Source organism: Vibrio galatheae (genome assembly GCF_000967545.1).
Taxonomy (GTDB): Bacteria; Pseudomonadota; Gammaproteobacteria; order Enterobacterales; family Vibrionaceae; genus Vibrio; species Vibrio galatheae.
The window spans coordinates 94,939-120,448 of sequence record NZ_JXXV01000018.1; the positions used below are offsets into that span (position 1 = coordinate 94,939).

29 protein-coding genes and 1 pseudogene are annotated in these 25,510 nt (G+C 45.5%); 5 read left to right on the forward strand and 25 right to left on the reverse strand.

Translation table 11 applies throughout. The features are described 5' to 3' along the window. Nucleotides 1-7 precede the first annotated feature (7 nt). Nucleotides 8-652 (reverse strand): hypothetical protein, encoded by a 645-nt coding sequence (locus tag TW81_RS11125; RefSeq protein ID WP_045955791.1) that lies wholly within the window; start codon nucleotides 650-652, stop codon nucleotides 8-10. Between the two features lie 250 nt (nucleotides 653-902). On the opposite strand from TW81_RS11125, the gene TW81_RS11130 reads away from it, so the two are divergent. Next, entirely contained in the window at nucleotides 903-1,151 is a 249-nt protein-coding gene (locus TW81_RS11130) for a hypothetical protein (protein WP_045955792.1), read from the forward strand. A gap of 120 nt (nucleotides 1,152-1,271) precedes the next feature. On the opposite strand, the gene TW81_RS11135 is transcribed toward TW81_RS11130, so the two are convergent. From TW81_RS11135 to paaZ, 16 genes are all read right to left on the reverse strand, one after another. Then, nucleotides 1,272-1,523 carry a hypothetical protein gene (locus TW81_RS11135; RefSeq protein ID WP_045955793.1) on the reverse strand — a complete coding sequence of 84 codons (252 nt, stop codon included), beginning with the start codon at nucleotides 1,521-1,523 and terminating at the stop codon, nucleotides 1,272-1,274. A gap of 147 nt (nucleotides 1,524-1,670) precedes the next feature. Then, entirely contained in the window at nucleotides 1,671-1,970 is a 300-nt protein-coding gene (locus TW81_RS11140; RefSeq protein WP_045955794.1) for a DUF1330 domain-containing protein, read from the reverse strand. 79 nt (nucleotides 1,971-2,049) lie between these two features. Next, complete coding sequence (locus tag TW81_RS11145) at nucleotides 2,050-2,667, reverse strand: DapH/DapD/GlmU-related protein (RefSeq protein WP_045955795.1); 618 nt, start codon at nucleotides 2,665-2,667, stop codon at nucleotides 2,050-2,052. Nucleotides 2,668-2,694: 27 nt separating this feature from the next. Continuing rightward, nucleotides 2,695-3,618 (reverse strand): PaaX family transcriptional regulator C-terminal domain-containing protein, encoded by a 924-nt coding sequence (locus tag TW81_RS11150; protein ID WP_045955796.1) that lies wholly within the window; start codon nucleotides 3,616-3,618, stop codon nucleotides 2,695-2,697. Nucleotides 3,619-3,744: 126 nt separating this feature from the next. Continuing rightward, nucleotides 3,745-5,049 (reverse strand): phenylacetate--CoA ligase PaaK, encoded by a 1,305-nt coding sequence (paaK, locus tag TW81_RS11155; RefSeq protein WP_045955797.1) that lies wholly within the window; start codon nucleotides 5,047-5,049, stop codon nucleotides 3,745-3,747. A 67-nt stretch (nucleotides 5,050-5,116) separates the two neighbouring features. Next, nucleotides 5,117-6,322, reverse strand: a complete 1,206-nt coding sequence (gene pcaF / locus TW81_RS11160; RefSeq protein ID WP_045955798.1) for a 3-oxoadipyl-CoA thiolase — start codon at nucleotides 6,320-6,322, stop codon at nucleotides 5,117-5,119. Continuing rightward, nucleotides 6,323-6,790, reverse strand: coding sequence for a hydroxyphenylacetyl-CoA thioesterase PaaI (gene paaI / locus TW81_RS11165; protein ID WP_084715860.1), 468 nt, complete (start codon nucleotides 6,788-6,790; stop codon nucleotides 6,323-6,325). Then, on the reverse strand, nucleotides 6,787-8,295 hold the full coding sequence (locus tag TW81_RS11170; RefSeq protein ID WP_045955799.1) for a 3-hydroxyacyl-CoA dehydrogenase: 1,509 nt from the start codon (nucleotides 8,293-8,295) through the stop codon (nucleotides 6,787-6,789). Before TW81_RS11170 ends, paaI begins: the two co-directional genes overlap by 4 nt. 3 nt (nucleotides 8,296-8,298) lie before the next feature. Next, nucleotides 8,299-9,087, reverse strand: coding sequence for a 2-(1,2-epoxy-1,2-dihydrophenyl)acetyl-CoA isomerase PaaG (gene paaG, locus TW81_RS11175; protein WP_045955800.1), 789 nt, complete (start codon nucleotides 9,085-9,087; stop codon nucleotides 8,299-8,301). 2 nt (nucleotides 9,088-9,089) lie between these two features. Continuing rightward, a complete protein-coding gene (locus tag TW81_RS11180; RefSeq protein ID WP_045955801.1) occupies nucleotides 9,090-9,878 on the reverse strand; it encodes an enoyl-CoA hydratase-related protein in 789 nt (262 codons plus the stop codon). Between the two features lie 7 nt (nucleotides 9,879-9,885). Beyond that, on the reverse strand, nucleotides 9,886-10,941 hold the full coding sequence (gene paaE, locus TW81_RS11185; RefSeq protein WP_045955802.1) for a 1,2-phenylacetyl-CoA epoxidase subunit PaaE: 1,056 nt from the start codon (nucleotides 10,939-10,941) through the stop codon (nucleotides 9,886-9,888). A 14-nt stretch (nucleotides 10,942-10,955) separates the two neighbouring features. Then, nucleotides 10,956-11,459, reverse strand: coding sequence for a 1,2-phenylacetyl-CoA epoxidase subunit PaaD (paaD, locus tag TW81_RS11190; RefSeq protein ID WP_045955803.1), 504 nt, complete (start codon nucleotides 11,457-11,459; stop codon nucleotides 10,956-10,958). 9 nt (nucleotides 11,460-11,468) lie between these two features. Continuing rightward, nucleotides 11,469-12,227: a 1,2-phenylacetyl-CoA epoxidase subunit PaaC gene (gene paaC, locus TW81_RS11195; RefSeq protein ID WP_045955804.1), complete on the reverse strand. Its 759-nt coding sequence runs from the start codon at nucleotides 12,225-12,227 to the stop codon at nucleotides 11,469-11,471. Nucleotides 12,228-12,239: 12 nt separating this feature from the next. Next, nucleotides 12,240-12,527 (reverse strand): 1,2-phenylacetyl-CoA epoxidase subunit PaaB, encoded by a 288-nt coding sequence (paaB, locus tag TW81_RS11200; RefSeq protein WP_045955805.1) that lies wholly within the window; start codon nucleotides 12,525-12,527, stop codon nucleotides 12,240-12,242. 34 nt (nucleotides 12,528-12,561) lie between these two features. After that, nucleotides 12,562-13,491 (reverse strand): 1,2-phenylacetyl-CoA epoxidase subunit PaaA, encoded by a 930-nt coding sequence (paaA, locus tag TW81_RS11205; protein WP_045955806.1) that lies wholly within the window; start codon nucleotides 13,489-13,491, stop codon nucleotides 12,562-12,564. A gap of 179 nt (nucleotides 13,492-13,670) precedes the next feature. After that, entirely contained in the window at nucleotides 13,671-15,722 is a 2,052-nt protein-coding gene (paaZ, locus tag TW81_RS11210; RefSeq protein WP_045955807.1) for a phenylacetic acid degradation bifunctional protein PaaZ, read from the reverse strand. A 254-nt stretch (nucleotides 15,723-15,976) separates the two neighbouring features. Here paaZ and TW81_RS11215 point away from each other — a divergent pair, with 254 nt between their 5' ends. Genes TW81_RS11215 through TW81_RS11225 form a run of 3 tightly spaced genes read left to right on the forward strand, consistent with a single transcriptional unit; the run spans nucleotide 15,977 to nucleotide 18,844 of the window. Next, on the forward strand, nucleotides 15,977-17,011 hold the full coding sequence (locus TW81_RS11215) for a TRAP transporter substrate-binding protein (protein ID WP_156980948.1): 1,035 nt from the start codon (nucleotides 15,977-15,979) through the stop codon (nucleotides 17,009-17,011). 11 nt (nucleotides 17,012-17,022) lie between these two features. Continuing rightward, on the forward strand, nucleotides 17,023-17,547 hold the full coding sequence (locus TW81_RS11220) for a TRAP transporter small permease (RefSeq protein ID WP_045955808.1): 525 nt from the start codon (nucleotides 17,023-17,025) through the stop codon (nucleotides 17,545-17,547). 1 nt (nucleotide 17,548) lies between these two features. After that, the gene (locus tag TW81_RS11225) at nucleotides 17,549-18,844 is read left to right on the forward strand and encodes a TRAP transporter large permease (RefSeq protein ID WP_045955809.1); all 1,296 of its coding nucleotides are present in this window, start codon (nucleotides 17,549-17,551) and stop codon (nucleotides 18,842-18,844) included. Between the two features lie 176 nt (nucleotides 18,845-19,020). Here TW81_RS11225 and tnpA read toward each other — a convergent pair. From tnpA to TW81_RS11260, 8 genes and pseudogenes are all read right to left on the reverse strand, one after another. Further along, nucleotides 19,021-19,357 (reverse strand): annotated as a pseudogene (gene tnpA, locus TW81_RS19055) (IS200/IS605 family transposase); the annotation flags it as partial. Between the two features lie 195 nt (nucleotides 19,358-19,552). Beyond that, on the reverse strand, nucleotides 19,553-20,125 hold the full coding sequence (locus TW81_RS11230; protein ID WP_052706192.1) for a c-type cytochrome: 573 nt from the start codon (nucleotides 20,123-20,125) through the stop codon (nucleotides 19,553-19,555). Beyond that, entirely contained in the window at nucleotides 20,126-20,593 is a 468-nt protein-coding gene (locus TW81_RS11235) for a hypothetical protein (protein WP_204243998.1), read from the reverse strand. Continuing rightward, complete coding sequence (locus tag TW81_RS11240; protein ID WP_045955810.1) at nucleotides 20,590-21,102, reverse strand: methylamine dehydrogenase light chain; 513 nt, start codon at nucleotides 21,100-21,102, stop codon at nucleotides 20,590-20,592. Before TW81_RS11240 ends, TW81_RS11235 begins: the two co-directional genes overlap by 4 nt. Beyond that, a complete protein-coding gene (locus TW81_RS11245; RefSeq protein WP_045955811.1) occupies nucleotides 21,102-21,719 on the reverse strand; it encodes a redoxin domain-containing protein in 618 nt (205 codons plus the stop codon). The genes TW81_RS11240 and TW81_RS11245 overlap by 1 nt, the downstream gene beginning before the upstream one ends. A 1-nt stretch (nucleotide 21,720) precedes the next feature. After that, the gene (locus TW81_RS18870; protein WP_052706195.1) at nucleotides 21,721-22,257 is read right to left on the reverse strand and encodes a MauE/DoxX family redox-associated membrane protein; all 537 of its coding nucleotides are present in this window, start codon (nucleotides 22,255-22,257) and stop codon (nucleotides 21,721-21,723) included. Nucleotides 22,258-22,259: 2 nt separating this feature from the next. Next, nucleotides 22,260-23,501 (reverse strand): amine dehydrogenase large subunit, encoded by a 1,242-nt coding sequence (locus TW81_RS11255; protein WP_204243999.1) that lies wholly within the window; start codon nucleotides 23,499-23,501, stop codon nucleotides 22,260-22,262. Nucleotides 23,502-23,522: 21 nt separating this feature from the next. Then, nucleotides 23,523-24,944 (reverse strand): aldehyde dehydrogenase family protein, encoded by a 1,422-nt coding sequence (locus TW81_RS11260; RefSeq protein WP_045955812.1) that lies wholly within the window; start codon nucleotides 24,942-24,944, stop codon nucleotides 23,523-23,525. A gap of 451 nt (nucleotides 24,945-25,395) precedes the next feature. Between TW81_RS11260 and TW81_RS19560 the strand changes: the two genes are divergently transcribed. Further along, the gene (locus TW81_RS19560) at nucleotides 25,396-25,506 is read left to right on the forward strand and encodes a thioesterase family protein (protein ID WP_239424339.1); all 111 of its coding nucleotides are present in this window, start codon (nucleotides 25,396-25,398) and stop codon (nucleotides 25,504-25,506) included. Nucleotides 25,507-25,510: the final 4 nt, after the last annotated feature.

A 25,510-nucleotide genomic window follows, 5' to 3' on the forward strand; every position in this document is an offset into this window, starting at 1 on the left:
CCCCTCCTTAAGCTGCTGATTTCAGCATCGCTTCCGCTTGTACTGTCATTGAGTGATTAGGATTACGCACTTGCATATCTGCAACCCAAACTTGCGCTTGTGGCTTGTCTTCTGCTTTCAATGCGGCTTGGATGGCGTAGATATAAACCCACGAGATGGCATCGTAGTTTTGCTGTTTAAACGACGGATCAGAGAGTAAATCTAGGAAAATGTCATACCCTCGCTCGAAGTGGTTGAACATGTCTGGTAGCGAAGTAAATGTTGAACCTGCGATCGCCTTTGCTAACAGTGATTCAGGTAAACCCTGACGTAATGCCTGCTGATCAAGCGGTATAGCTTGTGTATTGAGTAAATCCAAACCTTTGCTAATGGTGGCTAATCCCTGTTCGGTATACTTCATCTTGTTCCAAGGCATAAATGCATCACGGCCCATTAAGGTTTTTGTACTTCCTAGGTAAACCAAACTCAATGGGTCCGCCCCGTCTTGCGCGATTTGTTGCTCAAGTTGCTGATAGACATACTCAACTTTTGCTTCATCACCTTGCGCGGCAAGGTTGTATTGAGTAATGATTTCTTCGCTGGGCGAAGCGACAGCTTGTGAAGTCATTAACAGGCCGATGCTTATTAAGCTCGCCAACGTGGTGGTTTTCATTTAAGTCTTCCTTGCTTGTTGTGATGCTGAAAGATTAACTTGCCAAACTAAACCGAGCAGCAGATTGCGATGAGCGGAAAAAAACGGGAATAAATGGTCGTTATGGGGATTAAATGGTGAAAACGCATACAACCAATCAGGCGCAACGGTAGCTTTTCACCACTATCATGGTTAGAGTAGCCGCAACGAGAAAACCGAGCGCTTGAGAATCGCGTCGGTAAGAAAAGAAATGTAGAAAGAGACCATCCTCATGATCAATGACGAAAGAATTATTGCCGACTTAACTGAACTAGAAGCCTTTCTAATTGCTGTCGAAAGTGGCGCTTTAGGACTAAGCAATGCAGCAGGCGTCGTATTAGCGACCAATAACAGCGATGGACGTCGATTTGTGGCGGTATTAGATGATAACCATCAACTACTTCTAGGGCGTTGGGTCACAGAGGAAGTGTTCCAAACCGGACAAGATTTGGTGCGTAATGGCCCCAAGCGACCGCACTAATCTAAATAGATTTGTACCGAGTAAGCGACTTGGGCTAGATTCACACATTAGATCTAGCCCTAGTGATAATCGAAGGATCTTATCTCACTAAGTTTCGCTAGCAATAAACATATTGAATACCTATAAGCCGCTGCCTACCGCAAAGTACACCACGCTCTCATCGAAACTGGTTGCCACATCTAAACCAATTCGAATGTCGTAAGTTTGACTGAGGTTATAGCGAAATCCTAAACCAACCGCGTCTGCGTTTTCTGTAACGCTATCATTACTAAGCACGTCGTCATTGAAAGTAACACCAACACCATAAAAACCAAGTAACGACCAACTGCTGTTTATGTCATATATCGCTTGGACCTGAGTAAAATGATTCATATCACACGATATCACTTTATCCTCGCCCAAAATACGCAACAAACAAAGTGCCCATTAGATTAATTCGGAGATAATCAAGCAATATGAAAAAGAGCTCCCCATGAAAATACTAGTTGGGCTGCTAAACAGATAGCTAAAAGCCTAGAGTTACTGCATAGCAGGTATAGGGATAATCTTCACTTTACTCATCGCCTTCTCATCACGGAGCTTTTTTAGTGGCGCGTATTCTGGAGAATCTTGCCACTGTTTTGCTGCGTTGACTGAAGGCCATTCTTGGAGCACGCACGCTTCTGAACTGAGCTCCCCATGAAGTGCGATCGGAGATTTGTTGAACGCGATCATTTTACCGCCATAAATCTTCATGGTCTCAGGAACACGTTGCGCGTACTCGCGAAATGCATCTTTATCTTCTATCTTGAATTGAATATACAAGTAAGTCGTTGTCACATTAACTTCCTATAAGTTGATGATTCTTATTTTTGCTTTACCTAGACTGATGCCAGTTTGTACATGGGTTAGTTTCCGCTTAGCACTCAGATTCTCCATGTAGCGCTTCACGTTTCGTACTATGTGACTCAGACCAACTGACTTCAGGACGGTTAGCTTCCACTTCTGTTAAAGGTTCAACCAACTTTAATTCTCTATGACAACGTGCCGAGAGTTTGTGATACATACTCGTACCTCTCTCTTTCCAAAGTAGCTCGTCAGCCGTCACCTCACGGATAAACCTTGCAGGGCTCCCCATGATCATACTGCGCGGTTCGAAATGCGCGTTAGTTTTGACAAAACTATTTGCACCAATGATGGACTCTTTGCCAATGCGAGCGAGATCCATGACCACAGCATTCATGCCAATTAAGCAATTTTCATCAATATGGCAGCCATGAATTATCGCCCCATGCCCGACATGAACATTTTGCTCCAATACGGTTTCTTTGCCCGGAAATCCGTGCATTACGCAGTTATCTTGAACATTGGCGCCATGACATACAATAAGACGACCAAAGTCACCACGTAGGACCGCATTCGGACCAATATAGACATTAGCCTCGATAATCACGTCGCCTATAATTTCAGCACTGGGATGAACAAAGGCCGATGGATGGATGACAGGAATCACATCGGCAAATTGATAGATTGGCATTTAACTTTCCTTGTTAATTCTGCCACGCTAATTTAAGCCACCAAAACGTAGATAATAATCGGGTGAAGGCAGTGGTAACTTACCACTCGATGTCTCACTATTATCTAATACATACTGCAATGCTTTAGCGTGAACTTTCTGATAAATATTGACAGTGAGTTGCTCAGCCTTCGGTCTTAACCACCCTTCTGGTAGTAGTTCCAATGGCAATTCTGGGTCTTTAACGATAATTCTTCGATAAAAATGAATCACAAGTAGACGCATCTTAAATGCATCTTCACTGGACAACTCTTCTATATTCATAGACTCCAAAATCTCCCAAGCTGGAGAAAATAGGTCAATAAACTTACGATATTCTTCATCAATCCTTTCAATATCCCAAGACTGACAAACCATATTGCTTAAGACTTCACCATCAGCAGCAAAGAATTCAGCCTGCTGAAATATTTTGGCACTTGGGATACGAGTGAGTATTTCTTGTTTAGTTTCAGGAGTCAGTTGCTGTAAGTCTGGCTGGATGAAAAAGTCTTTATCAAACAAACCAAAGCCTTTATGCAAAAGGAACTTCACTTCCTCTTTACTGCTGTGAGTCGGACCTAAAGAGGTATGAATAATATTCCATCGATGGTTCCAAACCCAGTTATTCGAGTGGTAGATCTTTTTGTTTGCATTGAGCATTTCATTATAGCGAGATGGCTCAAGATAATAATCACTTTTACGCCCCACCTTTTTAATGGTTAGCCAACCATCTTTATGCAAACGAAACACCGATGAGCGGACTACGCGCTGATTAAAACCTAGTGTGTCGAAGTGCTGAATAAGGCAGCCTAACCAAATGCCACCCCCACAAGTCCAAAGATAATCGCCGTAAAATGAAACAATAAGAGATGTACCACTAATGGATTGATGGCCGGAAATCCCCTCAAAAAATGACTCTAATTCACAATTCAAAATAGCTCCAATATGGTTAAAAATTTTTAACCATTTATTATTTATAGTATCTCCGTATTATTCACATTTCGCTTTGTTATACCACCCTCGGACTTGGCAAATGACGGGGGTGGTATTTTGCTACCTTTAAGACAATTTAGGACGCAAGTCTCTTACTCGGACCGCCTTGCCTTCAGAGCGAGGTATCCCATTAACCGGCAGTAGTTCTATCGTGGTAGAGATACCAATAATGGATTTAATTTGGTGTTGCAGACGTTTAGAAATGTAATCGCGATTGTCCAAATCAGCGTTATCTTTCACTTCTAAAATTACTTTTAGATGGTCAAGGTTACCTTTACGGTCTACTTCAATTTGATAATGCGCGCTTAGTTCATTGATTTTTAAAACTTGCTCTTCGATTTGTGATGGGAATACATTCACACCACGGATGATGAGCATATCATCACTACGACCAGTGATCTTGTCCATACGACGCATCGTTCGTGCAGTACCTGGCAATAAACGAGTTAAATCGCGGGTACGGTAACGAATAATTGGCATCGCTTCTTTTGTGAGTGAAGTAAATACCAATTCTCCATGCTCACCATCTGGCATCACTGAACCTGTATGTGGGTCGATAATTTCTGGATAGAAGTGGTCTTCCCAAATGGTCGGGCCGTCTTTCGTCTCGGCACACTCCATAGCCACACCCGGGCCCATTACTTCTGAAAGGCCGTAAATGTCCAGTGCAACAATTCCCAAGCGCTCTTCAATTTCTCGACGCATTTCATTTGACCACGGCTCAGCACCAAAAATGCCGACTTTCAGTGAACAACCTGATGCATCACCACCGTAGAACTCTTCCAGTTTATCTAGCAGGTTAAGACAATAAGATGGCGTGACCATGATCATTGTCGGTTTAAACTGATCAATAAGTTGCACTTGTTTCTCTGTTTGCCCACCGGACATAGGTATCACAGTCGCGCCCAATCTCTCAGCACCGTAGTGTGCACCTAACCCACCAGTAAATAGGCCATAACCGTAAGCAACATGGATAATATCTTTTGCACTACCACCTGCGGCGCGGATAGAACGCGCGACGATGTTGGCCCACGTGTCAATATCATTTTGTGTATAGCCAACAACGGTTGGTAGCCCTGTTGTACCAGATGAGGCATGCACGCGCACAACATCTTCCATTGGAACAGCGAAAGAGTTGAATGGGTAGTGCTCACGTAAATCTTGTTTAGTGGTGTATGGGAACTTGTTAATGTCTTCTAGGCATTTAAAGTCTGACGGATGAACACCAGCTTCATCAAACTTTTTAGTATACATAGGTGAATTTTTGTACGCATGCTCAAGAGTCCATTTCAGGCGTTTAAACTGCAGCTCTCTAAGTTCTTCTACTGAAGCTGTTTCGATGGCATCAAGCGTATCTGAGTACTTATTCATTGGTCGTTCTCCTCATAATTCCTTTTGTGCGGCTGACCCGCGACGTCTGTTGTTAGTTTATTTAGATTCAGACGTTCTCTATTATCATTGCAATCCCTTGGCCTACGCCAACACACATACAGCATAAAGCGTACTTACCGTTTCTGCGCTTCAGTTCATTACATGCAGCCATCACAATTCTTGCACCGCTCATACCTAGTGGGTGTCCTAATGCGATTGCCCCCCCATTTGGGTTAACATGTTCTGCATCGTCTGCGATACCTAACTCTCGCAGTACTGCTAATGCTTGAGATGCAAAAGCTTCATTCAGCTCTATGACATCCATGTCAGTGATGGATAAACCGGCTATTTCTAACACTTTTTTTGCAGCGGGGGCAGGCCCAATACCCATAATTGCAGGCTCAACTCCAACTGTGGCTGTCGCAATAACCCTCGCTTTCGGTTTTAAGCCGTATTGCTTCACGGCTTGATCACTCGCTAACAATACTACGGCTGCACCATCGTTCACACCAGACGAATTACCCGCGGTTACAGAGCCATTTTCTGCGAACGGTGTATTTAGCGCAGCCAGCTGATCCAACGTAGTCTGTGGACGTGGATGTTCATCTTCAGCCACTATAATCGGGTCGCCTTTGCGCTGTGGAATAGTGACTGGGACAATCTCTTCCGCCAGCACACCCTTCTCTTTCGCTGTATGTGTTTTCACTTGACTGCGCAGTGCAAACGCATCTTGATCTTCACGGCTAATTGCAAAACGATTGGCGACATTTTCCGCCGTTTCTGGCATTGAGTCAGTGCCGTATTGCTTGTGCATTTGCGGGTTGATAAAGCGCCAGCCGATTGTGGTATCAAACATTTGTCCGTTGCGGTCAAACGCAGTCGTAGGTTTGTTAACAACGTAAGGCGCACGAGACATAGACTCGACACCGCCTGCAACCATTAACTGAGCTTCACCTGCTTTAATAGTACGTGCAGCTAGACTTATTGCATCCATGCCGGAACCACAAAGACGGTTTACAGTTGTACCAGAAACCTCAATTGGCATACCAGCCAGTAGCAAAGACATACGTGCCACATCGCGGTTATCTTCACCCGCCTGGTTTGCACAACCGTAAAGTACGTCATCAATCGCTTTCCAATCGAGCTCTGGGTAACGTTCCATTAATGCTTTAAGAGGGATCGCACCAAGGTCATCTGCTCGTACCGCTGAAAGTGCACCGCCAAATCGACCGATAGGCGTTCTCACACCATCACAAATATATGCATTCGTCATCTAGTTGTTCTCCTCTACTAATTTTTTGCCAGTGCGGTGAGATTTACCTCTAAATAAGGCAACCAGCTTGTTGTTTTGATTGTAGATTTCAATGTCGTAGGTGCCGGTAACACGGCCCTGAGCTTTCACTTGTGCACAAGCCAGCAGCACATCGTTTTCAAAAGCAGGTCGGATGTATTCAATACTGCAACCAGAAGCGACCGCTGCGTAGTTCTCACTGTTACATGCAATGGCAAATGCGGTGTCCCCTAAAGTGAACAACATGCCACCGTGGCAAGTACTATGCCCATTCAGCATGGATTGAGTCACACGCATTGATACTTTAGCGATACCTTTGCCTACTTCGAGAACTTCCATACCCATTGACTTGGTGCAGTGATCATCTTTTAGCATTGCCGCGACGGCCTGCTCTGCGATTCGTTTGTCACTGTCTACCTGTGACACTTGTACTGTCTCTAATACACTCATTTTTCACCTCGCTGGCTTTGTAGTGCAAAACGGCGCAGTAGTGGTGATGGGCGGTACCTTTCTTCACAGTAAAAAGCCTGTAAATTCTCGATGCTTTGCAGTACGCGTGACCAACCCAGAGATTGCCCTTGTTCAATTGGCCCAAAAGGGTAATTGACGCCACTTTTCATTGCCACATCAACATCGGCCAACGACGCGCCTTTTTGATTCACAAGATCTAACGCTTCATTAATCAACATCATCCATGTGCGCCAAGCAATCAGACCAGGGTAATCATCAAGCACGATCACTCGCTTACCTTTTGCTTGGAAATAGCCAATCACGGCTTTGGTTTGTTCTTCAGTGTTTTGAATTGCAGGGGCAATCGCAATAACATCGCTACTACCGTAGTCTTGGCAGTAATCGACCAACACAACTGGCTGTTCAAGTTGGTAAGACAGTTGAGAAGCCGTTTCACATTGGGTTGGCATAACGCGAACGCCGTTCACCTCTAGACAAGGCTGAGTGCTCTGCGTGTTGGTAATCGGCAACCCTACCCACTTAGCAAACGTCGGTGCTTGGCTCCAGTCGCCAGATAGAGATAGCGTCCAATCGACATTCACCGAACAAGAAGGGGCAATATTTACTTCTGGCTTAGTTGCGTCAGCGCTGTAATCGTAGAATCCACGTCCAGATTTACGACCTAAGAAGCCCGCTTCTACCAACTCTTTCTGTACTAAAGAAGGCAAAAAGCGCTTGTCTTGGTAGTAAGCGTCAAAAACACTTTTCGTTACCGCGTAGTTGACGTCGTGACCAATCAAATCCATCAGCTCGAAAGGCCCCATGTTGAACTGGCCAGCCTGAGTCATGATAGTGTCGATATCTTGAACTTCAGCAACGCCGCACTCTAGTGCACGTAGCCCTTCCGCATAGAATGGCCTCGCGACACGGTTGACAATAAAACCAGGCAGCGAGCGAGTGATAACCGCATGCTTACCACACGATTCAACCCAACTTTTGCCTGTTTCAACAATATCAGTCGCAGAGGCAATTCCGCGCACCACTTCAACCAGCTTCATCAATGGGGCAGGGTTAAAGAAGTGCAGTCCGATACAACGCTCTGGTCTCGCTAATGCGCTAGCGATGGATGTAACAGAGATGGAAGACGTATTGGTTGCAAGAATCACGCTTGGTTTACACAGATCTTCTAACTGCCTAAATAGCGATTGTTTTATCTCTAAGTTTTCAACAATGGCTTCGATAACCAAGTCAGCTTCAGCCACATCCGCTAACGTCTCCGAGCAAAACATCGCTTCCAATAGAGTCTCCTTTTGCTCTTGAGAAATTTTGCCCTTGGCAACGCTCTTTCCTAAACGAGCAGCAATAGTCGCCTTCGCTTCTGCTGCTTTACCTTTTTCAAGATCAAATAATACGACTTGGTATCCTGACTGAGCGGCCACTTGAGCAATGCCTGCACCCATAGTGCCCGCACCAATAACGGCAACATTTTTGATATCGGTACTCATGATTTACTTACCTTTAAACTCAGGGGCACGCTTATCGAAGAAAGCGCTGATGCCTTCTCGGTAGTCTTGCGTTCGGCCTGCTAAACGTTGCAGATCTTTTTCCAGCTCTAGCTGCTCGTCTAAACGGTTTTGGCTCGAGTGATTAAGTGCGTGCTTAATAAAACCTAAACCTTTAGTTGGTTGAGTCGCCAGATGGTTCGCCACTGATAACGCCTTTTCAATCAGTTCATCATCAGCAACGCATTGCCAGATCATGCCCCACTCCTCAGCTTGGCTGGCAGACACTTTGTCACCAAGTAGCGTCAACGCTTTTGCTCTCGCCATGCCAATGACGCGTGGCAGCGTCCATGTACCGCCAGAATCAGGTATTAAACCAATTTTGCAAAACGCTTGAATAAAGCTGGCAGACTCCGCAGCGAAGACAATATCGCAGGCCAAAGCGATATTGGCTCCCGCCCCGGCAGCTACGCCATTCACGGCCGCGATAACTGGCTTTGGCATCGCAGAAATCTGTTTAATCAGTGGGTTATAGAATTTTTCGATGCTTTCACCAAGATCTGGCATCTCTTCACCACTATTCACATTGCGGTCATTGAGATCTTGTCCTGCGCAGAAACCTCGTCCGGTACCTGTCAGTAAAATCGCTCTGACTGAATCGTCTTGCTCGGCGTCTTTTAATGCTTTTTTAAGCGCTTTGTGCATCTCTGGGTTAAAGCTGTTTAGTTGTTTTGGGCGATTTAAGGTGATGATCGCCACTCCAGCTTCAACCTGAAGTAAAATTGTTGATTCCATGACTATTTTCCTTCGAATGTCGCTTTTCTTTTCTCTAAGAAAGCTTGAATCCCTTCGGCTCTGTCTTGCGTTTCAGCAAGCAGACTGAATAGTTGTCGTTCCATGAGTAGCCCTTGGCTTAAGGTGCCATTAGGAACGGACTTGAGCGATGCTTTCGCCGCTCGCACGGCTAAAGGCGCACGCTGGGCAATGGTTGATGCAATGTCTAGCGCTTTATTCAGCGTGTTTTCAGCGATGGTCACTTCACTGATCAACCCCGCTTCACGAGCCGTTTGCGCTGTTATCGCTTGGCCAGTTAATACCATTTGGTTGGCGAGAGATTTACCTATCGTACGTGCAAGTCGCTGCGTACCACCTGCGCCTGGCATTAAACCTAACGTGATTTCAGGTAAACCAAACAGAGTACCCTCTCCTGCCACGACAACATCACACAATAGAACCAACTCTAACCCAGCGCCCAATGCATAGCCGTTCACTGCCGCGATAAGTGGTTTTTCAAACTGATCAATGCGTTGCCATAGCTGAGGTCTTGGGTTGAGCCATGTTTCCACCGCATGCTGAGTCGACATTTCGTTTAAGTCAGCCCCGGCAGCAAACATGGTTTCACCGCCGTAAACCACAACAGTTTTAACTTCTGACTCACTCGCAGCCATGTCTAAGCAGCTGATAAGTTGGCTCAACACACCGTTGCTGAGCGCATTACGCTTTTCAGGGCGATTTAGCGTCACAACAAGGACACCTTGCTGTGTCAGCTCTACCAATAGATCGGAATAATCTGTGTGCATTTTCATTTTGCCTCTATACGTCGAAGTCAATTTCAACTTCACTAGTAGTTGGGACGGCTTGACAACTCAGTACGTAACCCGCATCCACTTGGTCTGCTTCCAAGCTGTAGTTTGTGCCCATTTCAACGTTGCCTGACTTCACTTTACAGATACATGTGGCACAGACACCGCCTTTACATGCGTATGGCAGATCCACCCCCTGTCTTAGCGCGGCATCCAGCAAGCTGTCATCTTGTGAGGTCATATCGATTTTCATCACGCGGCCGTCACGCTTTAATGTCACTTGAGTATTTTCTGACTGATTGGCTGACTTTTCTCGCGCTTTGTTTGCGGTATTAAAGCGTTCTACGTGATAATTATTTTCAGGTAAGCCGCCTTCTACGAGAGCGGTATAGGAAGACTCTAAAATTTCTTCTGGACCACAGACATAACACGCGTCAAATTCGCTCCAATTGAATAACTGCGCACCTAGCTGACGAAGCTTGTCACCGTCTAGACGGCCGTTCCAAAGTTCGACTTCGTTAGTTTCGCGGGAGAAAAAGTAGTTAACATGGAAGCGAGTCGGAAAACGGTTTTTCAGCGCCAGTAGTTCATTCTTGAACATCATGCTGTTTGAGTTGCGATTCCCGTACAGCAAAGTAAACGTACTGTTTGGTTCCGCTTCCAACGCGGACTTAAGCATAGACAAAATTGGCGTAATGCCAGAACCCACTGCGATACCAAGATAGTTAATCGCACGTGACATATCCGGCGTAAAGCCAAAATGACCTTGTGGTGTCATCACCTCTAGCTCATCACCGGCTTTGATCTCATTGACTGCAAAGTTTGAGAAGCGGCCTTCTTCGATCGCTTTAATACCGACTTGCAAACCCTTTTCGCTTGGCGATGAACAGATTGAGTAACAGCGGCGCAACTCTTCACCATCGATGGTTGATTTGATCGTCAAGTGCTGCCCTGGGTGAAAATCGAACTGTGTTTGTAATTCAGCTGGTACATCAAACTGTAACACGACCGAATCAGCGGTTCCTTTTTCGGCACTAGCGACTTTTAGAGTGTAAAAATCTGTCATAATAATCCCTTACTTTATATGCACTTGAAGTAATCAAATGGTTCTAAACACGATATACATTTAAAGTGCGCTTTACATGCGGTTGAACCAAACTCACTGACCAACTTTGTATTCTCGCTACCACAATGGGGACATTGAGGTTGCGCGTTGATAGCCGTGTGCATACATGCTTTTCTATCTGGTGGCGCAATCCCGTATTCTCGTAACTTGCGCTTGCTTGAATCTTGCATCCAATCTGTCGTCCAAGCTGGCTCTAATTGCACTTCGACTTGAACATTGTGGAAACCTTCGCTGTTTAGACGTTGCTTAATATCCCCCATGATCATTTCTGTCGCTGGGCAACCCGAATATGTTGGGGTGAATTTCACTAACCAACCAGAGCTGTGCTTGCTAATGTCGCGAACCATACCCAGCTCTCCAATAGAGATAACCGGGATCTCGGGGTCTGGAATGTCTTGAATGATTTTCCACATGCGGTGCAGGTCTGGGTCAGACAAAGAGTCGATTGTTTGCATCATCCCAAAACCCTACCACTGTTGGTTTGGATACGTCCGCTGCATGTATTGAAGCTCAGCAAGCAGGAATCCAAGATGTTCACTGTGTTGGCCTGACTTACCGCCAGAGAGAAAATATTCTTCCGCAGGGGTTTCGATGTTGCCTTGCGTAAGCACAGACTGAACATTCGATAACCATTCAGCTTTTAGCTCAGAAACATCGCCAATCACGCCCTGCTCGATTAATGCGCTTTCCGCTGCACCGAGTTCAAACATTTCATTTGTATAGCGCCACAAATCATTGACCGCGGTCTGAATTTTTTCATGACTTAGCTCTGTACCGCCCGCCAAACGCTCAATCCAACCTGTGCTGTAACGTAAATGGTAAGCGACTTCCTTCAGCGACTTTTTTGCAATGGCTGCTACTTGCTCGTCATTGCTTTGCGCCAGTGTTTGAAGCAATAGATTGTGGAAGTTATCAAACAGGAATTGACGGACGATAGTAATATCGAAACCCTCATTTGGTCTCTCTGCCAACAGCAGGTTTTTGTAATCACGCTCCTGTCTTAAGTAAGCGTAGTCGTCTTCCGTTTTGCCTTGACCGTCAAGTACCGCCGCGTACTGATATAAGTTGCGCGCTTCACCAAGTAGATCCAGACCAATATTCGCCAAAGCTATATCAATTTCTAGCTCAGGAGCGATACCACACCACTCTGCTAGTCGATGGCTAAGCACCAAGTTAGTATCAGCCAGTTGCAGCACGTAATTGAGCTTCGATTGTTGTGCATTCATTTCTGATACCCCTTACATATGCTTGATATCAGCCGGAATGGTGTAGTGGCTCGCGTGGCGGTACACCTTATCTTCAGCAGGATCAAACAGCGGGCCAGACTCGCTCGGTTGAGAAGCCGTAATTTGGCTTGATTCCACTACCCAGATTGAACAACCTTCGCTGCGGCGGGTATATAAATCGCGCGCACCTTCCAAAGCCATTTTGCCATCAGCCGCTCTTACGCTACCGACATGTTTGTGATCTAGACCTTGCTTGCTACGAACAAATACTTCATACAGTGGCCAGTTAATTGAACTCATTGTGATTCTCCTTATCTTTCTGCTTTGGTAGAGACTACGCGGCGCTTTGAACTTGTTTTTCGACAAAAGCCACTGCGGCTTCACGCACCCAAGCCCCATCTTCCCAAGCTTGTCGTTTGTCTTTTAGGCGTTCATGGTTACACATGCCGTGACCGTTGATGACTTGATAGAACTCCTTCCAGTCGATCGTGCCAAACTCGTAATGGCCTGTTTCCTCGTTCCATTTCAAATCTGGATCTGGCACCGCCATACCCAGTGCATGAACCTGGTGAACCGTGTTGTCAACAAACTTTTGGCGAAGGTCATCATTGCTAACGCGCTTGATTTTCCATGCCAAGCTTTTCGCTGAGTTAGGAGAGTCGTTGTCGTTTGGACCAAACATCATCAGCGCAGGCCACCACCAACGGTTAATCGCATCTTGCAACATCGCTTTTTGTTCTTCACTACCATCGGCGAGCACGCGGCACGCTTCGTAACCTTGGCGTTGGTGGAAACTTTCTTCTTTACAGATTCGTACCATCGCACGAGCGTAAGGGCCGTAAGAGGTGCGACATAATGCCACTTGGTTAATGATTGCAGCACCATCAACAAGCCAACCAACAACGCCCACATCCGCCCAAGTCAGTGTTGGATAGTTAAAAATTGATGAATATTTCATCTCACCAGAGAGCATTCTCTCGTATAGGGAATGACGCTCACCACCCAGCGTTTCAGCCGCGCTGTACAAGTAAAGGCCATGACCTGCCTCATCTTGAATTTTTGCCAGCAACACAGCTTTACGACGTAATGATGGTGCACGCGTTAACCAGTTCGCTTCTGGAAGCATGCCAACGACTTCAGAGTGCGCATGTTGACCAATCTGACGAATTAACGTTTTACGGTAACCATCCGGCATCCAATCCTTTGCCTCAATAGCGATTTCTTCTTCGATCTTGCGCTCGAATAACGTTTGCTCTAAAGACATTACCCCCTCCATTTGATACGTATTTATATTATTTAATAAATTAAATGTATCACTAAACGCACCAATCACAACATATATTTTACAAATTGAGCGAAAGATTGCGCTTTATTGTTAATAAAGTGATAAAAAAACGGGACCCGAAGGTCCCGCTTGGTTTCTTGAGCTAATGTAATTGTTGTTTAAAAGTCGCCATTCTGACGCGCAACTAAAGTCAGAATGGTATAAAGTGCCACTGGCTGATTATCTTGGTTAGTCACTTCCACGTCCCATGCCACAACACCTTGTGGTTGTTCTTCAGCGCTGCGTTGACGTTTTTGGATTTTCTTCTTACACGTCAAGTGTACTTGAATCGTGTCGCCAATCTTCACGGGTTCGATAAAGCGCAGCCCTTCCATGCCATAGTTGGCTAATACCGGGCCCGGGGCGGCTTCAACGAATAAGCCAGCAGCCGCAGAGATAACAAAGTAACCATGAGCGACTCGCTCACCAAACATCGACTCTCTCGCCGCAATCTCGTCCATATGCGCATAAAAGTGGTCGCCACTTAGACATGCAAAATTAACGATATCGGCTTCGGTTATCGTGCGTCTTGCCGTAGTTAGCGTGTCGCCAACACTGAGATCTTCAAAGTATTTCTTGAATGGGTGGATAGGATTGATGACCTTTTCAGCGCCGCGAACCCACTCGCGCCCGATTTGCGCTAACATGGTTGGAGAACCTTGAATTGCTGTACGCTGCATATAGTGTTTCACACCGCGAAGGCCACCCATCTCTTCACCACCACCCGCACGACCTGGGCCGCCATGAACAAGCATAGGTAACGGTGAGCCATGACCTGTCGACTCTTTTGACGACTGCTCATTGAGTATGTGTAAACGGCCGTGGGCTGGGCCAATCAATGAGGTTAGCTGAGCGGCAACACTGCCGGATGCGGTCACAATACTGGCAACTAGACTGCCTTGCCCTTTACTTGCTAGCGCTGCCGCATCCTCAATATCCTCGTATGGCATGATGGTACAGACTGGTCCAAACGCTTCTACCGAGTGCACTTCTTCTACTTGGTGAGGAGCATCGCAGCGCAGTAGTGTTGGAGGGTAATATGCCCCTTCAGCAGAGCCTTTAGGTTCTAGACACTGAGGGTTTCCGCCAGTCAGCACCTCACAATGATTACTCAATGTGGTCACTTTTTCTTGGACATCATTCAGTTGACCACGGCTAACCAGCGCCCCCATTTTCACCCCTTCAATCGAAGGATCGCCTACAGTGATGGATTCAAGTTTCGTCACGATCTCTTGAGAAACCGTATCGATTAAATGCTTAGGTACAATCGCACGACGAATTGCAGTACATTTTTGTCCTGCTTTCACCGTCATTTCGCGCACCACTTCACGGACGAAGAGTTTAAATTCTGGCATTTCCGGCGTGACATCATCGCCTAAAATAGCGCAGTTAAGTGAATCAGCTTCCATCGTAAATGGAATCGATTTTTTGGTCAGATTAGGGTGTGAACGCAGCATTTGCCCCGTTTGAGCTGAGCCAGTGAAGGTCACCACATCTTGGTAGTCTAGATGTTCAAACATGTCACCAACAGAGCCACACACAACCTGAATTGCGCCTTCAGGGAGTAGGCCGCTTTCTGACATCGCCTTCACCATTGCTTGGGTAAGGTAGGCCGTTTCTGTCGCAGGTTTCACCACTGCTGCTACACCAGCTAACCAAGTTGGCGCCAGTTTTTCTAGCATTCCCCAACACGGGAAGTTATACGCATTGATATGCAGCGCGACGCCTGTTTTACTGGTCAAAAAATGGCGAGCAGCAAAGCCGCCTTCTTTTGAAAGCGGGATTAATTCGTCCTCAGGCCAGATGGTATCATTCGGCAACTCGCGGTTTGCAAGGCTCGAATAGCCAAATAAAGTGCTCACGCCACCTTCGATATCAATCCAAGAGTCAACGCGCGTAGCACCTGTATGGTTTGACAAGGTATAGAACTCTTCTTTACGTGAAAGTAGGTACTTTGCTAAGTCTTTGATCATGTTAGCTCGTTCTAAAAAAGTCATTGCAGACAGAGCTTTAGTACCATGTTCACGGCCATATTCTAACACTGCGCGGGTATCCATACCTTCTGCGCTGACTTGATATAGACCTTCACCTGTTAAGGCACTATACACGTCACGCGGTTTGCCTGATCCGAAATACCACTCTCCGGCGATGTAGCTAGTTAATTGTTCCATTTTTGCCTCTTTATCCTTAGTTCCACAGCAATCGATAACTTATTCCTTGACTCAATTTGTGAGGTCAACGTTTGAAAATTTGACTGACGGTTTTGTTAATAGAAAAACAGAACCCGACTCACACAATTACAATTCATTAACATTTTCGATACACAAATCGATTTTCAAATGATACATTGCAAATGTCAAATCTAATTTCAATGTGTCATTTTACATCGTGATATAGACCTAGTGAGATAAACAAGGAATCAGTTATGTTCAAATCTACTTTAGCGAAAGGCCTAACGACATTATTTGCAGCAAGCATGGTGGTGAGCCCAAACGTATACGCTGAAAATCACGAATTAAAGATCGCTACTTGGCTAAGCCCAATGCAAACAATGAACGCCGATGTCTTGCCTACTTGGGGCAAGTGGATTGAAGAGGCGACACAAGGCCGCGTGACGATCAAACTCGAATATGATCTTGCCCATCCTAAAAGCTTGGTTGAATTAGTCGAAGATGGTGCCGTTGACGCTGCTTGGACTTTCCACGGCTATCAACCCGGTCGTTTCCGCCTCACTCAAATAGCAGAACTACCCGGTAACAAGTCGACGGGCGAAGCCGCCTCTGTTGCTCACTGGCGCATTAACGAAAAATATTTCAGTGACTCATTTGAATACGATGGTGTCGAACTCGCAGGAGTATTTGTACATGGCCCTGGCCAAGTCCATATGCGTGAGCCAATTAACTCGTTACGAGATCTCAAAGACAAAAAAATTCGTGTTGGTGGCGGCATCTCAACAGAAATTGGCAAACTGCTAAAAGTTTCTGGGGTAAGTGCTCCAGCGACCAAAGCCTATGAAATGCTTTCTCAAGGGGTTGCTGACGGCCTATTCATGCAAATGGACATGATGAAAGCGGCACGATTTAAAGACGTTGCTCCATACTCTTATAAATTACCAACTGGCCTGTATCTAGGTTCATTCGGCATTTTCATTAGCCCTCAGTTTATGGAAAAGCTATCTGAGCAAGATCGCCAAGCCATCCGCAGCGTGTCGGGTGAAAAACTGTCCGCTCTTGCGGGCCGCTACTGGTCAAAAGCGGACGAGATTGGTGAACAGGACATCATCAAGTCCGGCAGCAAAGTGGAAAACTTCCCTGCTGAAGATATTGCTTACTTTGAAGATTTGACCAAAGGCCTAGACAGCGAATGGATAAAATCGGTCAAATCACGCAAAGTTGACGCGCAAGCCGCACTTACCGAATTTAGGCAGATTGTCGACGGCTACCAACCCATTGAGCTGTAGTAGGTGCTGCTATGAAGCGCTCATTCATGATGTTAACCAAAAGCTGGGAGTTTAATGCCCAGCTTTTAGATAAACTGCTCAAACTTTGTGCTTGTGTAATCCTGTTTTCGATGATGACGCTGACTTGTATTGACGTTGTGGGGCGCTATTTGTTCGAGCATCCCGTCACAGGCAGCGTTGAGCTTACCGAAATACTGCTTGGGGCGTTAATTTTTTCCACTATGCCTCTCGTCACTTGGCGAAAAGAGCACATAAGCGTGGATCTGACCGACAGTGTTATTCCTCAGAAGGTCAAAAATATCCGTGATGTGGGCTTTGATCTTGTGGTTGCGATCAGTCTGTTCGTCATCGGTTTCAAGGTTTGGGAACTTGCAGGTCGAGCAGAAATGTATGGTGAAATGACGGAGTACCTCGAGATTCCTACCCACTACTTCATCTACTTTCTTGCTGCCTCTTGTTGGTTAACGGCGATAACATCCGTGGTTTTAGCCGTCACCCGAATTTTTAACAAAGAGTATTCAAATCAGAGGGATTGATATGACTGTTGCTCTAATTGGTTTTGCAGTACTGATGATACTCATTCTACTGCGTATGCCTATTGCCTTCGCAATGGGCGCGGTTGGTTTCTTTGGCTATGCGGCATTAGGAGATTGGAACTTTAACGGCGCTTTAACCGTAAGTGCAAAGCGCCTGATTGATACCGCGCAAGATTACGGCTTGTCGGTTATTCCAATGTTCATTTTGATGGGTAACTTGATTACTCGTGCGGGGATGTCTCAAGAGCTGTACCGAGCTTGTTACGCGTTCTTAGGTCACTATCGCGGTGGACTAGCAATGGCGACGGTCGCAGCCTGTGGTGGATTTTCTGCCATTTCAGGTTCTAGCCTTGCGACTTCAGCGACAATGGCCAAAGTAGCGATGCCTTCGATGCGTAAATATGGCTACTCAGACGGTCTCGCTGCGGCTTCAATTGCGGCGGGCGGTACGCTGGGCATATTGATTCCACCAAGCGTGATTTTAATTATTTACGGTGTATTGACTGAGCAAAGTATTCGCGATTTGTTCGCTGCTGGTTTTATTCCGGGCCTGCTCGGCATCGGCATGTACCTACTTGCGACTCGCTATGTGGTCTGGCGTAACCCTAATGCCGGTCCGAAAGGTGAGAAAATGTCCAAGGAAGACAAGCGTAGTGCCCTAAAATCAGTCTCTGGAATTTTAGGCTTGTTTGCCTTAGTGATGGGTGGTATTTACCTTGGCGTATTCACCCCAACTGAAGCGGCGGGTATTGGTGCTGGCGGTGCGTTTGCCATCGCTCTTTTCAGACGAACGCTGACTCTGGAAATCCTCAAAGAAATTTTGGTCGATACAGCAAGAACATCCACTATGCTGTTCGGCGTGATTATTGGCGCATTAATTTACTCAAACTTTGTTAACCGTACTGGCCTGCCGAACGAACTTGTAGAATGGATGTCGACGTTTGGTGCAGAGCCCATCTACGTCATCCTCGCCATCATGGGCATCTACATCTTGCTAGGTACGGTTTTTGAAAGCTTATCAATGCTGCTACTCACGGTTCCTGTTTTTTATCCGCTAGTTGCAAGCCTTGGTTTTGATTTGGTGTGGTTCGGTATTGTTGTTGTGGTTGTAACTGAAATCAGCCTGATTACTCCGCCAGTTGGCCTCAATATATTTGTATTAAGTAGCGTAGTAAAAGACATCAAAACCAGCACCATTTTTAAAGGTGTCACACCTTTCTGGTGCGCGGACATTGTGCGTTTATTGCTGCTGTTACTTATTCCATCGCTATCACTATGGCTGCCTAGTGTTATTTAATTAAAAACTAGCGTAGAAGATCTAGTTTAGGAATTAATGGCAGGTTCAATTGAACAAGAATCCGATATCGGTTACCTGATATCGGATTTTTATGTGTTTTGAAAGTGAGTTAGCGGCAGCCTTTCAGGCTTACAATACATTCGAAAAATATACAGAATTGCTATCTCCAGGGCTTGTTCAACAAAGCACCCTCTCGCAGGAGGTTGATTTCCCATAATTTTTTCTAATGTGTGGGAATTTATTGAACAATAGGATTGCTTGAACGTCCATTCAATATCCCCATTAGAGTCGATGTCGAAACTTTCGGTGGCACGATCATAACCAGATGAACATGAACTGGCTGAACATTTAGCTCCAAGACTTCACAACTTTTCATATTGAACGAAATGTAGATAGAGTGATAAAGCTTATTGCCAATATTGCCTTTCAAGATCTTAAATCTGTACTTTGGCGTTCCATGTGGTATTTACAACAACGCCAATATGCATGTAATGAACTTCTGTAATCGCCCATGTTTTTAGTTTCCTCTTACTTGTAGTGAATAAGAGCTTTACTTCTAACATAGGCTTTCCTTGGGGCAATAGCCCCAAGGAACAATCACTACCGTCCAAGGAGCTGGTTTAGGGCTGACAATAAAAAGCGGAGATGTTATTTCTCCGCTTTTTGAATGGCCATAGTATTAATCAAAAATGAATATGACACATGAGCTTATTGCGCTCGGCCTTGCTGATCATAGTACAGAGCCACCTGTTGTCTTTGCTCTGGCGTTAACTCATTCGCAATTTGCTGCATAATGACGGACTTACGTTCACCGCTGGCAAAATTGTTAAGCTGGTTAAGTAGATAGCCACTATTTTGGCCCAATAAGTTAGGCCACTCTGTGTTGATCGTTTTTCCTGACAGGCCATGACAAGAGACACAGCGTGCTCGAACGTCAGCACCTCTTCGATCCGCCGCCTGTTTTGGCGCTTTAAAGAAGGTCTGATTTGAGTAATGTGTCGCTAGCTGAGTAATATCTTTATCAGAGAGACCCTTAACGATGTCAGCCATCAGAGCGTTCTCACGGGTACCGTCTCGAAACGCTTTGAGTTGAGCTTCTAAGTAACCTTGCTTTTGTCCATGCAAAATTGGGTAAATATCTACCTGATTTACCAAGCTTTCATTGTGGCAGCTTTCGCAACTGTTAAGCAGCCCTTTGTTAAAGCCTGCATAAGCAGCGCCTATATTCAACGCGATACAACCCAAAAGAAAGCGTACTCCAATCCTTTGTAAACCTTTCATCTATTGACTCTCTTCTCTATTTGTCCCTTTGTTCAGCGCAATTTTCTGCACCAACCCTTTTCGATATTCCGTCACTTCAGTTAACGGGGACTGTCTTAGCCGACCAACTTCTTCGCTCGTGTAAGGTTTAAAATTATCTGGGGTGCTTTCACCGCCAAATTCAACCACAATCCAATTCATTAGATTGGCAAGGTCTTCATTATTAACCGCCGCATTCGCAGAGCCTGGTACCTGAATAAGATAATCTCGACCTTGAGGAATGGTTAAAAACGCGCCGATATGATCCCTCATATCGGGCACATCTTTACCACCACGGCCATCTCCGACATGACACCCCTGACAAAACATCTGATATTGGAAACGAACTTTGTGCAATGCCTTTTCGGTTTCATCTGAGTACCCAAACGAATAGGTACTCATTGAAAACAGCATCACTACAAAGCAGATTTTTGCCGTTATATGTCTCATTCTTCGAATGCCATCCCCACTACAATTGCAGTTGAACAATGGTAGACAGAACTTGATGCGCCAAGACACCAGTTAACATCGTTCGATTTATCCGAGCGATACAACGGCCTATCCCCCTCATCTCGTTGACACAAACACGTACCACACTGAGTTTTACCACAACAGTCGTTGTAGGAAATCACATAGTTGCGTCCATCGACTGGGTTACGGCAAGTACCGATCCAAGTAATAGGTGACATTTCCGTACCCGGAGGACAAGAGTTTGCAGAGCCGCCACAACAATCACACAAGAAACCGTCAATAGCACAGTATCGCCAGTAGTCACATGAGGATGGATCACCGGTTTCCGTTGGTACAGCTGGTTTTTCACTCGCCCGGGCAACTGGCAGTAGCGGAATACTCGCTCCACCAACGAGCAAACCACCCAGTTTTTTCATTGCGCCACGGCGGTCACTGGTTTGTGCAGCACTACGGACCGATTTTTCGAAAAACTTATCAAAGAAACTCATTATTTCACCTCAACAAATTGGCTGTCCGTGGTCTTACCTTGCATGTAGTCTTGAATCGAAGCGACACGATGTTCTTTCGCTTCAAATAGGCTGTCTAGGTGCTCACGTGAGTTGATGATACCCATTGATGCAATTGAACCTTGTTCATCCATAAGTACTGCGTATGGCAGTTTAGACACTCCAAAGTTTTTACCCAGTAGTTCTGACACCACGTAAGGAAAACGTTCTAACTGGTAGCGCTCAACAAACGCTTGGTGATCCACTTTGTTGCCATCACTCGCCAGTACTACTTCTAGCCATTGGTCTTCGTGTTTTGATGCAGACTTAAGCGCTGGCAGTAATGTTTTACATACCGGGCAATCTGGAGAAAGGAAGAACACCAATTGTGATTTGCCCGATTTGTTGCCACCAATTTCAACCAATTTTTTATTAATGGTTTGCAGTGACATTTCTGGTGCTTTCTGGCCAACTTCCAGTTTTTGGTTCATCGCTAGGGCACCTGCTGGTGCTACACGCTCAAACAAGATCCCTACTTGACGTAACAACGCATAAATAACCAGTGACTGAACGATCACGACCACCCAAAGCAGGCCCATTGAAACTACCGTAATATCCATATTAATTTGCCTTTAGTAATTTGATTTTTTGTAAATTAGAAATCGCTTTTTCAGCGCTTAAGTAGGTAAATGCAAAGAAAATAGCCAGCGCCGAAGCTAGAGCAATTGTTGAGCTAAACGCTGCAACGGCAGGTAAGAAACAGAGCGCAGCAATGATGCACAGCACAACATTCCTAACCAAAATTTCTGGACCGACTTTGATATTTGAATAAGGCCCAGAACAACCACAATCCATCTCGACTTTGCCTTGGTATAGTTGGTATGACATTAACGCCAGGTAAGAGACCAACAACGCGAGAATCGCAATCGCGCCAAGCATTCTTGTTGTTGGTGCAAGCAGTGCGAGCCCTGAGAGTAGCTCTACCCCACCGACCAGCATGATAACCCCACCTAACTTACTCGCCCAACTGCCCAAATACTCACTCATGAGATCTGCATAGTAACGGCGGTTCGCAGGTTTTAGCTTGCCTATCCCTGCACTAGCAAATAACCAGAACAGAAATAGCGCGCTTGAATCAGATAATATTTTCTCGATCATGCTTAGTACGCCTTATACACAACCAACGGAGTAATGTTGCCAAAGTCTGACAAGGTTTGGATAAGCTCACCCGTCCTTGGGTTAATAATATCCAGACCCATTTCACCGTTGGTCACGACAAGTACTGGCTCTTTCCCGCGAGTGACTGACATAGAGACTGCCCAATTTGGCGCATCGACAACGTTAATACGTTTCTTGGTTTTAACGTCAAATATCCAAATCTGGGCACCACCGTGAGTTTGGGAACCATCAAAGCCCTCGGGATTCATGATCACGTAGAACAAGCCTTGTTCGTCTGAATCGGTCAGTGCCAAGCCACCTGGTCGCCAGTTTGCACTTGCCTCTTGTTCTGTCACCAAACTCCATTTACCTAGGTATTTCGCGAATTCGCCATTGAGATCCACTTGGTGAAGTTCACCAGTGAAACTTGGGAAATAGGCAATACCATCAATGATGGCTGGACGTTCAAAAATTGGCGTCTCATCGGTATCAAAAAATGGTGCGATAAACTCTTGGCGCTTCTTGTGTCCTTGCTCGGTAAGCACTGTCGTCATCAACGAACCATTACTACAAATTGAAGTGATACTTCTCTTTCCGGTCGCAAAGGTCAGTACACATCCAGGAGTTTCGATTGACTCAACAACTTCGCGAGTATCGAGATCAAAGACAGTAAATGAAGCTGCCGGACTAAAGTTAGCCACATAGAGTAGTTTTTCGTCAGGTGACGTCGCCATTGCATGGCGTCGGGGCAGTGCGGTTAAACGCGTTTTCGGCCATTTAATCTCTTTTATTGGTGATAGAGTCTGCTTATCGTAGATGACTAACCAGTCCGTTTTTTCACCACGGCTGCCACGCTCGTGAAAACTCTCTATGACATAAAACTCGTTGCGCGTTTTCGGTGCTAAAAAGTTACCGATCAGGTTTTTATCAACCATCCCTTTGATGCGTTCGCTATGTTTCGGTTCAAGCGCATCCATCAGGATCATTTTGCCACCAAACATGCTCATAAAGCTGGCTTCATCGATATAAATCCAACTTTCAGGAAACGCCTGAGGTAACGTTTCAATTATGCCAATTTTCTCAATAGGTAATGGTGGTAGCGATGGATCAGCAACGATTTCCTGCGTAGGCGCAGACGTTTCTTCCTCCACCATTGCCGTTGGAGGCTCACTGGTGCTACACGCAGACAGCTGCATAGCTGTCAGCAAACACACTCCCCATTTTAATGTTGTTCGTTTTTTCATTCCTTTCATCCCTGAAAATTACTATTTGCACACTTTGACTGTTTTCAATGATACGTATTCGTGCAGACCATACTCACCAAACTCCACACCCAGTCCTGACTGCTTCAAGCCACCAAACGGTGCGTTAGGTTGGATTGCGCCGTGATCGTTAATCCACACGGAACCACTTTCGATCAACTGAGCGATTTGTTGTGCCTGATTAACATCGCTTGACCAAATTGATGCACCAAGGCCGTAAGGAGAGTCGTTGGCAAGCTCGATAGCTTGGTCAACATTTGAGAATTTGATGATGGGCAGTACAGGACCAAACTGCTCTTCGTCGACAATTGACATGCCATTGGTTACATCAGCGAGCACAGTTGGCTGATAGAAATAGCCCACGCCTTCAATTGGTTGACCACCAGCCAGCACTCGCGCGCCATCTTGTACTGCTTGTTCGACTAACTGTTTTACTTTGTTAAACTGCAGTTCATTTTGTAGCGGGCCTAGTTCAATGTCCTCTTCCAAACCATTGCCAACCTTGACTGATTTCGCACGCTCAGCAAGTAACTGACAAACTTTGTCATAAATACTTTCATGTACATACAAACGCTTCAAACATGCACAAGTTTGTCCATTATTGTGGAAAGCTGCAGTAAATAGCTTCTCGATAATGTTATCGACATCCGCGTCAGGCAGCACGATACCTGCGTCGTTGCCGCCAAGCTCTAACGTCAAACGCTTTAAGCTTGAAGAAGCCGACTGCATAATATGCTTGCCTGTTGCCGTTGAACCAGTAAATACAATCTTGCTCACTTTAGGATGAGACGTTAGCGCTTGACCAACATCCCCTTCACCAACAACGACGTTGAGCACACCTGGTGGCAAGATAGTATTAGCAAGCTCAACAAAGCGTAATGTAGAGATTGGAGTAAGCGGAGATGGCTTAATCACCACCGTATTACCTGCGCGCAGTGCTGGAATAACGTGCCAGATTGCAATCATCAGCGGCCAGTTCCATGGCGTGATCGACGCAACTACACCCAGAGGCTGACGCACCACTTCTACGTGTGCCGCATCCGAGTCTTCAAGTAAGTCGTTGCTTAGAGATAAAGTCCCTGTGTACTGCGTCCAAGCGATTGAAGCGCCGACTTCCATAATAGAACCCACACCGTTCAAACCATTAATTGGCTTGCCTGTTTCTTGGGTAACTAACTGAATCAGCTCCGGCATATTCGATTCAAGTAGTGATGCCAAAGCATTGATTTTCTCTACACGCTCAGTATCTGGAAGAGCTTTCCATGTTTTAAACGCTTCATCCGCCGCCTCTACGGCCAGATCAACATGTTCACTGCGTCCTTGATTATAAGTTGCAAATATTTCACTTGTTGCCGGATTCACGACTGACAGGATACTGCCATCAGAAATGATACTACCATTTAAGACTGTAGAAAAATGTCGCATTCTTTATCCCTTTTGAATACTTACGTTATAAATAAATAGGACCCACAAAAATTAGCCCTAATTGGATGTCGGTTAATAAATTACCAACAAACACCAAAAAAAAGTAATACTCAATTAACACAAAATCAACATTTAATGTATCATAATCATAATTAAAACCATGAATATAAACATGCATCACATCATTTTGGGACGTTATTCATTTAACACATTGCGCCTATTGCTAAGCATGCAGTTGGTAGATTGGTCTTAGCGAACATGTGATGTCGGTGTGTTTGAAATCTGAAATAACATTGTCCACGTGTTTGTCGACATCAAAATTAGCTAGAGCTGACTAACAGGGAAGGCCAACGTCTTGATGAAATAAGTAACGCACGCCATTATATGGACTAATTAAATAAGAACGTGGTCGGTGGAGAAAAAGCAGATTAATTAAACCATTGGTTTATTTGTGATAGCTCTTCAATCTGCTAACGGCTATGCGCATTTAGAAGCCGATATTTGGGATAGCAATGGCGCACTGATCGCCATCAGCAGACAAAGTGTCGCTGTATTTAGTTAAAAAC